At 20.9% G+C, this 316-nt stretch carries 1 protein-coding gene; it reads right to left on the minus strand.

Annotated features, from left to right (window positions below; translation table 4 throughout):
• On the minus strand, positions 1-316 hold a 316-nt coding region (locus N9R85_RS03920; RefSeq protein ID WP_396888775.1), incomplete at both ends, for a hypothetical protein.

A 316-nucleotide genomic window follows, 5' to 3' on the forward strand; every position in this document is an offset into this window, starting at 1 on the left:
TTATAAACTAAAACAAAGTCAGGAAATTGACGTTTGATATTACTATCTTCATCATAATATTCATAAAAGATTCCATTTTGTACTGGATTCCTAAATAGAGATATATTTTTATAATTATTATTTTTTAAATCATCTTTAAAAAGTTGAACAATACTGTTAATAAAACTTCTTTCGTTATTCGAATCATAGTAATGCAATCTTTGTTTAGATTTATTATTTAACAATGATATCAATTCATATTGATAATTTATTTTTTGCTCTTCAAACTCAATTTTAAAATCTTCATCAGTTATTTCAAAATTAATATCAGATGGTA

Origin of the sequence: Mycoplasma sp. CSL7503-lung (assembly GCF_025515455.1) — a bacterium.
Lineage (GTDB): Bacteria > Bacillota_I > Bacilli_A > Mycoplasmatales > Metamycoplasmataceae > Mycoplasmopsis.